This is a genomic window from Actinosynnema sp. NPDC053489, assembly GCF_044544865.1.
Taxonomy (GTDB): domain Bacteria; phylum Actinomycetota; class Actinomycetes; order Mycobacteriales; family Pseudonocardiaceae; genus Actinosynnema.
Genome location: NZ_JBITXT010000021.1, coordinates 86,888 through 94,542, shown reverse-complemented (window position 1 = coordinate 94,542; position 7,655 = coordinate 86,888). Strand labels below are relative to the sequence as shown.

The following is a 7,655-nucleotide window of genomic DNA, read 5'->3' as shown; positions in this document are numbered from 1 at the left end:
AGTAACAATCTCAAAGGAAACCTCTTGACGAGGTTCATAAATTTACTGGCTATTCGGCACGCTGTTGAGTTCTCAAAGAACACGCGCTCACCATCCTGACCCGCGTCTTACCGCAGTTCATTCCGGGGCTTTGTGTTTCGCTTGTGGTGAAAGCTTAGCTCGTTCGTTTTCGCGGTGTCAAATCGGCCGATTCCGGCTTCTCGGCTCCGCGATGGACTCGCTTCGCATTCATTTTGTTCACCCGACCGGCCCGAGGCAGCACGCTGTGCTACTGGTTCGGATCCGAGGGCTTGTGTTCGCCGCGCTCCGTTCCGGTCTCTCCCGGCCCGTTCCGCGCTGGCAGGGAGAAAGTTACACCCCTGCGCAGCGGGAGACAAATCGGGGGTCGGTCAGGCGGTCTCCGCAGCCGGACGTGGTGGGGATCCGGCGAACGGTGGATGCTGGGCCGGTGCAGCCCTTCCCCCGGCCCGGCCGGTACGCGCTCCACCTCGCCGTGGTCGCGGTGTGCTACTACGCCGGCGCGCAGCTCGGACTCCTCCAGGCGTTGGTGAACGACCAGGTGACCCCGTTGTGGCCGCCGACCGGTGTCGCGGTCCTGGCCCTGCTGCTCGGCGGGCTCAGGATGTGGCCCGGGATCGCGGTCGGCGCGCTCGTCGTGAACTCGGCCGTCTCGAACGCCGGAGCGACGCTGCTCATCACGGTGGGCAACACCCTCGCGCCGGTGGTGGCCTGCCTGCTGCTGGCCCTGGCCGGGTTCCGGCGGGAGATGGACCGGACCCGGGACGCGCTCGCGCTGGTGCTGTTGGCCGGGTTCGCGGCGATGGCCGTCAGCGCCACGGTCGGTTCGGCGGCCCTGCTCGTGACGGGGGTGATCGACGGAGGCTTGTTCTGGTCGACGTGGACGGTGTGGTGGACCGGCGACGTGCTGGGCGTGCTGGTGGTCGTGCCGATCGCGCTGGTGTTCGGTGAGCTGCGGCCGCGGTCGCGGTCGGCGCGGTGGTGGTTGGAGGCGGCCGCGCTGCTGCTGGCCACGGCGGCGGTGATGACGTTGGCGAGCACCCACAACCTGCGGGTGATGTACGTGGTGTTCCCGTTGCTGATCTGGGCGGCGCTGCGGTTCCAGCACCTGGGCACGGCACCGTGCGCGCTGATCGCGACGACGATCGCGGCGCGGGGCGCGGCCCGCGGCACGGGTCCGTTCGCCGACCTGGACCTGGTGGTGCGGATGGTGACCCTGCAGGTGTTCAACGGCACGGCGGTGTTGACGGGGCTGTTGCTGTCGGCGGTGATCGCGGAGCGCAACGCGGCGCGGGACGCGATCGAGCGGACCGTCGCCCAGCTCACGGAGGTGGTGGCCCGGTACCAACCGCCGCCGTTGGGCGACCTGCTGCCGCCCGAGCCCCGGAAGGGGCGCTGAGTGGACGAGGTGGTGGTCGTCGGCGGTGGGCCGGCGGGACGGGTGTTGGCGCGGGCGTGCGCGGCGCGGGGTCTGGTGACGACGGTGGTCGACCCGAACCCGGGGCGGCGGTGGCGGGCGACGTACGCGGCGTGGTCGGACGAGTTGCCGCCGGGCGCGCCGGTGGCGGTGAGCACGTCGGCGGCGCGCGCGGTGACGACGACCGAGCACGTGATCCCGCGTGGTTACGCGGTGCTGGACAACGAGCGCCTGTGGCGGTTGCCGGACGAGGTGCGGGTGGTCGCCGGTCGGGTGGTCGGCCGCACGGGCACGGGGGTGGCGTTGGCGGACGGGCGGGTGTTGTCGGGTCGGGTGGTGGACGCGAGCGGCGCGGTGGGTGGTCGGGCGGCGCAGACGGCGGTCGGCGTGGTGGTGCCCGCGGCGGAGGCGAGGCCGTTCGTGGGGCCCGACGAGGCGCTGATCATGGATTGGCGCAGGCCGCCCGCGGCGACGACGGCCGATCCGACGTTCCTGTACGCGATCCCGGTGTCGGCGGACGAGGTGCTGCTGGAGGAGACGTCGTTGGCGCGGCGGCCGGGGTTGCCGTTGCGGGAGCTGCGGTTGCGGTTGCACGCGCGGTTGGCGGAGCACGGGATCGCGGTGCCGGCGGAGGAGGAGCGGGTGCGCATCCCGCTGGACGGGCGGGCGCGGGGCGGGGCGTTCGGCGCGGCGGCGGGCTGGATCCACCCGGCGACCGGGTACAGCGTGGCGGCGGCGTTGCGGCGCGCGCCGGTGGTGGCGGAGGCGATCTCCGCCGGCCGGGGGGTGCCCCGCCCGGTGGCGGAACGGGTGGTGCGGGTGTTGCGCCTGAGGGGTTTGGAGTCGTTGCTGGCGTTGCGCCCCGACGAGGTGCCGGAATTCTTCAACAGCTTTTTCGAAATGTCCGACAGTCTTCAACGCGACTACCTCGGCGGGCCCGATGACCTGCGCGGGACGGTCCGCGCCATGACGCGGCTGTTCGGTTCCGCGTCCTGGGGTATGCGCGCCCGGTTGGCATTTCCCGTGCATTCGGCCAAAAGTGCGAGAACTCCTGGTTAACGCTCTCGGCAGGAGAAGGTCGACCGGGCACGATCGGGCTGTGCCCGCCTTGCTGGATGACGTCCGGTTCGCCTTCCAGCCGTTGTTCAACCTCCACACCGGAGGGGTCGTGGCGGTGGAAGCGCTGGCCCGACCGCACGACGGCACCGTCCACGACCTGCTGCGGATGGCGTTCCGCGCCGGGTACCTGGCCGACACCGACGTGGCCCTCGCCTGCCGCGCGGTCCGGCACGCGGCCGAGCACGGCCTCGGCCTGCCGCTGCACGTGAACCTGCTGGCGTTGACGATCGCGGACAAGCCCGAGCGGATGGCCCCGCTGTACGGCGCGCTGCGCGAGACCGGGTGCGCGCCCGCGGACCTGGTGGTGGAGGTGGGCACGCCGTACTCGCGCGCGCCGCGCCGGCTGCTGGTGCGGGGCATCGAGCGGTTGCGGCAGGACGGGTTCCGGGTCGGGCTGGACGGCGTGGGCGAGGGTGATGCGCCGTTGTCGCTGCTGGCCGAGGTGCGGCCCGAGGTGGTGAAGCTGGACCGGGAGGTCGTGGTGGCGCTGCCCGTCGACTCGGCCCGGTACGCGATGGTGCAGGCGTTGCAGCACCTGTGCGAGCACACCGGGTCGCTGGTGGTGGCCGAGGGCGTGGAGACGGAGGCGGAGCTGGCGGCGCTGCGCCGGCTGGGGGTGCGGCTGGCGCAGGGGAACCTGCTGGCGAGCCCGCAGCGGCGGCCGAAGGTGGACGCGACGATCTCGGCGGTGTTGAGCGAGGCGAGCGACCCGGAGGCGGTCACGAGCACGGTGACCGCGCCGCTGCGCCGCCGGTCGGGGCCGAGGGTGACCGACTTCCTGCACCCGGCGACGACGCTGCCCGACTCGGCGACGTCCGAGGAGGTGCGGGACGTGCTGGCGAACCAGCCGACGGTCAGCGGCGTGGTGCTGGTGGACGCCGAGGGCCGGCCGCGGTGGACGGTGGACCGCAACCGGTTCCTGCTGGCGGTGACGGGGCCGTTCGGGCACGCCCTGCACGCCAGGCGGGAGGCGGCGCGGCTGGCGGACCCGCCGAAGGTGATCGGCGCGGAGTCGAGCGCGTTGGAGCTGCTGGACGTGGTGGCGCACGCGAACCGCGAGCGCACCAACGACGACCTGGTGGTCGTGGACGACGACGACCGGTGCCTGGGTGTGGTGCGGGTGGCGGACGTGGTGCGCGGTGTCGCCGAGCTGAAGGTGGAGCAGGCGGCGGCGTTGAGCCCGTTGACGCGGTTGCCGGGCAGCGATTCGATCGCGCGGGAGGTCGACCGGCGCATCCTGGGCGGTGAGCTGTTCGCGGTGGGGTGGTTGGACGTCGACGCGTTCAAGCGGGTCAACGACTCGGTGGGGTTCGCGGCGGGTGACGACCTGATCCGGGCGATCGGGCGGGCGCTGGCGGAGGGCGCGGCGGGGTACCCGGGGGTGCAGGTGGGGCACGTCGGCGGGGACGACTTCCTCGTGGTGGCGGGGTTGGACGAGGTCGTGCCCTTCGCGGCGGGGGTGCTGGACGTGCCGTACGAGGCGGAGGGGCGCGGGGTGACGTTGTCGTTCGCCACGTTGATCTGCGCGGCCGGTTCGGTGGGTTCCTACCGGGAGGTGTCCCGGTTGCTCGCGCCGTTGAAGGAGCACGCGAAGTCGTTGCGCGGCACCAGTTGGGTGCTGGGTCGGCCGGGCAGCGACCACGTCGACGTGCTGCGCGGCGGGCCGCACCTGGCGGTGGGGTAGGCAAGTTCACCGCAAAGCTGCCTGTGCGACCCGTGCGGTGACTCATAGCATCAGGGGGACTACCCAGCGCAGTCTCGGGAGGTCCCTGGTGAGTGAGGTCACCGTTCTACCGCTCCCCCGTGCCGTGTCGGACCTGCCGCTGTCGGTGGGGGTCGAGGAGGAGTTCCTGTTGGTCGACCCGGTCGGTGGCGGGCTCGTTCCGCTGGCGGGCGAGGTGCTCGGCGGCGCCGGGCCGGGATCGGACCTGCAGCCGGAGATGACGCTCTACCAGGTGGAGAGCGCCACGTCGGTGTGCCACAGCATGGCCGAGGTGCGGGAGCAGCTGGCGGCGGCGCGGCGGGAGCTGTCGGCGGCGGCGCGGGCGCGTGGAGCGCGGATCGTGGCGACCGGGACGCCGGTGCTCGGCGGGGTCCGGCCGCCGCCGTTGACCGACTCCGAGCGCTACCGCACGATGGCCGAGGAGTACGGGTCGCTGGTCGACGGGTTGACCATCTGCGGGTGCCACGTGCACGTCGGGATACCGGACGAGGACGCGGGAGTGCGGGTGAGCAACCACCTGCGGCAGTGGCTGCCGGTGCTGCTGGCGCTGAGCGCGAACTCGCCGTTCTCGGACGGCCGGGACACCGGGTACGCGAGCTGGCGCTACCTGGCGTGGAGCCCGTGGCCGTCGGCGGGCGCGCCGCCGTGGTTCGAGTCGGCGGAGGACTACCACCGGGGCACGGGCGTGCTGCGGTCGGGCGGGGCGGCGCTGGACCCGGCGATGGTCTACTGGGACGTGCGGCTGTCGGCCCGGCACCCCACGGTGGAGCTGCGGGTGTGCGACGTGGCGGCGACCGTGGACGAGGCCGTGCTGCTGGCGGCCCTGGTGCGGGCGATCGCGGTGACCGCGCTGTCGGGGGCGCCCGCGCTGCGGGTGCCGGACCTGGCGCTGCGGACGGCGTTGTGGCGGGCGGCGCGCGACGGGCTGGACGGCGCGGGGATCGAGCCGGTCACCGGCAGCCTGGTGCCCGCGGCGGACCTGGTGCGGGCGCTGGTGGACAGGACGCGCCCGGCGCTGCGCGCGGCGGGTGACGAGGACCTGGTGGTCGACGGGGTGGACCGGTTGCTGGTGGACGGCACGGGGGCGGTGCGGCAGCGGCGGGCGTTCCGGCGGCGCGGTTCGGCCGAGGACGTGGTCGCGATGCTGGTGGCGCAGACGTAGGAAGAGCCCCCGGAAAGCCGGAACGCCACGCGGGAGCGGCTCCCGCGTGGCGTTCCCGTGCCGGTGCTCAGACCGTGAAGCCGAGGGCGCGCAACTGCTCCCGCCCGTCGTCGGTGATCTTCTCCGGACCCCACGGCGGCATCCACACCCAGTTGATGCGGAAGTCGTTGACGATCCCGCCGCCGCCACCGCCGACCAGCGCCGAGCGGGTCTGGTCCTCGATGACGTCGGTCAGCGGGCAGGCGGCGGAGGTGAGGGTCATGTCGATGAGCGCGACGTTCTCCTCGTCCACCCGGATGTCGTAGACCAGGCCGAGGTCGACGACGTTGATCCCCAGCTCCGGGTCGACCACGTCGCGCATGGCCTCCTCGACGTCGTCCACCGCGGCCACGTCCGCCTTCGGCGCGGGCGGCTCGGGCATGCCCTCGACGCCGCGCACCACGTCCTCTTCGGTGCTCATGCCTTCGCTCCCTCGCTGCGCGCCACCGCGTCCTTGAAAGCCATCCAGCCCAGCAGCGCGCACTTCACGCGCGCCGGGTACTTCGCCACGCCCGCGAACGCGATGCCGTCCTCCAGGACGTCCTCGTCGGGCTCCACCTGGCCGCGGCCCTGCATCAGCTCCACGAACGCGTCCATCTTCGCCAGCGCCTCGTCCACCGGCCTGCCCACCACGAGGTCGGTCAGCACCGAGGTCGACGCCTGGCTGATCGAGCAGCCCTGGCCGTCGTAGGAGACGTCGCGCACCGTGTCGCCGTCCAGGCTGACCCGCAGCGTCACCTCGTCGCCGCACGTGGGGTTGATCTGGTGCGACTCGGCGTCGAACGGGTCGCGCAGCCCGCGGCCGTGCGGGTTCTTGTAGTGGTCCAGGATGATCTCCTGGTACATCTGCTGCAACTGCATGTCACGCCCACCCGGGAGTCATCGGACGCCGAAGAACCTCTGCGCCTCGCGGACTGCGTCCACCAGCGCGGCCACCTCGTCCAGTGTGTTGTACAGGTAGAAGCTGGCCCGCACGGTGGCGGCGGCGTCCATCCGCCGGTGCAGCGGCCACGCGCAGTGGTGCCCGACGCGCACCGCGACGCCCAGGCTGTCGAGCACCTGGCCCACGTCGTGCGCGTGGATGCCCTCCACGACGAACGACACCGCGCCGCCGCGGTCCACGACCTCCAGCGGGCCGACGACCCGCACGCCGGGTACCTCGGCCAGGCCCCGCAGCGCCGCCTCGGTGAGCTGGTGCTCGTGCGCGGCGACGCGGTCCATGCCGACGGCGGTGAGGTAGTCCACCGCCGCGCCGAGCGCCACGGCCTGCGACGTCATCGGCACGCCCGCCTCGAACCGCGCGGGCGGCGGGGCGAAGGTCGACTTCGCCATGTGGACCATCTCGATCATCGAACCGCCGGTGAGGAACGGCGGCAGCGCCTCCAGCAGCGCGCGGCGGCCGTACAGGACGCCGATGCCCGACGGCCCGAGCATCTTGTGGCCGCTGAACACCGCGAAGTCCACGCCCAGCGCCGTGAGGTCGACCGGGCCGTGCGGCACGGACTGGCAGGCGTCCAGCACGGTGAGCGCGCCCACCGCGCGGGCCGCGTCCGCGAGCACGCGCACGGGGTTGACGGTGCCCAGCACGTTGGACTGGTGGGTGAACGCGACGACCTTCGCGCGTTCGGTGATCAGCTCGTCCAGGTTCGACAGGTCGAGCCGGCCCTCGTCGGTGACGCCGAACCAGCGCAGCGTGGCGCCGGTGCGGGCGGCGAGCTGCTGCCACGGGACGAGGTTCGCGTGGTGCTCCATCTCGGTGACGACGATCTCGTCGCCGGGGCCGATCCGGAACCGCTCGGCCTCGGGACCGGCGGTGGCCGCGTTGCCCATCGCGTACGCGACGAGGTTCACGCCCTCGGTCGCGTTCTTGGTGAACACGATCTCGCCGTAGTCCACGCCGACGAAGTCGGCGATCTTCTGCCGCGCGCCCTCGTAGGCGTCCGTGGCCTCCTCGGCCAGTTGGTGCGCCCCGCGGTGCACGGCGGCGTTGGCGGTCTCCAGGAAGGCGCGCTCGGCGTCGAGGACCTGCCTCGGGCGTTGCGAGGTGGCGCCGGAGTCCAGGTAGACCAGCGGCTTGCCCTCCCGCACGGTGCGGCCCAGGATCGGGAAGTCCGCGCGGACGGTAGCGACGTCCAGTGGGGTCGCGGTGGTGGTCACAGCCCCGACGCCTCCTCTCG

The 7,655-nt window shown here is 72.7% G+C and carries 7 protein-coding genes; 4 read left to right on the top strand and 3 right to left on the bottom strand.

The genetic code is table 11. The features are described 5' to 3' along the window. Positions 1–448 precede the first annotated feature (448 nt). From ACIGNX_RS32930 to ACIGNX_RS32915, 4 genes are all read left to right on the top strand, one after another. On the top strand, positions 449–1,417 hold the full coding sequence (locus ACIGNX_RS32930) for an MASE1 domain-containing protein (RefSeq protein ID WP_396545130.1): 969 nt from the start codon (positions 449–451) through the stop codon (positions 1,415–1,417). Further along, positions 1,418–2,494 (top strand): lycopene cyclase family protein, encoded by a 1,077-nt coding sequence (locus ACIGNX_RS32925; protein WP_396545128.1) that lies wholly within the window; start codon positions 1,418–1,420, stop codon positions 2,492–2,494. Positions 2,495–2,534: 40 nt separating this feature from the next. Further along, on the top strand, positions 2,535–4,238 hold the full coding sequence (locus ACIGNX_RS32920; RefSeq protein ID WP_396545126.1) for an EAL domain-containing protein: 1,704 nt from the start codon (positions 2,535–2,537) through the stop codon (positions 4,236–4,238). Between the two features lie 88 nt (positions 4,239–4,326). Continuing rightward, on the top strand, positions 4,327–5,439 hold the full coding sequence (locus ACIGNX_RS32915) for a glutamate--cysteine ligase (protein WP_396545124.1): 1,113 nt from the start codon (positions 4,327–4,329) through the stop codon (positions 5,437–5,439). Positions 5,440–5,506: 67 nt separating this feature from the next. Here ACIGNX_RS32915 and ACIGNX_RS32910 read toward each other — a convergent pair whose 3' ends face one another. Genes ACIGNX_RS32910 through ACIGNX_RS32900 form a run of 3 tightly spaced genes read right to left on the bottom strand, consistent with a single transcriptional unit; the run spans position 5,507 to position 7,635 of the window. Beyond that, positions 5,507–5,899, bottom strand: a complete 393-nt coding sequence (locus ACIGNX_RS32910) for a metal-sulfur cluster assembly factor (protein WP_396545122.1) — start codon at positions 5,897–5,899, stop codon at positions 5,507–5,509. Continuing rightward, a complete protein-coding gene (gene sufU / locus ACIGNX_RS32905; RefSeq protein WP_396545121.1) occupies positions 5,896–6,339 on the bottom strand; it encodes a Fe-S cluster assembly sulfur transfer protein SufU in 444 nt (147 codons plus the stop codon). The genes ACIGNX_RS32910 and sufU overlap by 4 nt, the downstream gene beginning before the upstream one ends. An 18-nt stretch (positions 6,340–6,357) precedes the next feature. Then, positions 6,358–7,635 (bottom strand): cysteine desulfurase, encoded by a 1,278-nt coding sequence (locus tag ACIGNX_RS32900; protein ID WP_396545119.1) that lies wholly within the window; start codon positions 7,633–7,635, stop codon positions 6,358–6,360. Positions 7,636–7,655: the final 20 nt, after the last annotated feature.

What these genes read in the sequence shown, in the direction of transcription:
- ACIGNX_RS32910 (WP_396545122.1), bottom strand. Translation starts at nt 5,899, where the DNA reads ATGAGCACCGAAGAGGACGTGGTGCGCGGCGTCGAGGGCATGCCCGAG.
- sufU (WP_396545121.1), bottom strand. Translation starts at nt 6,339, where the DNA reads ATGCAGTTGCAGCAGATGTACCAGGAGATCATCCTGGACCACTACAAG.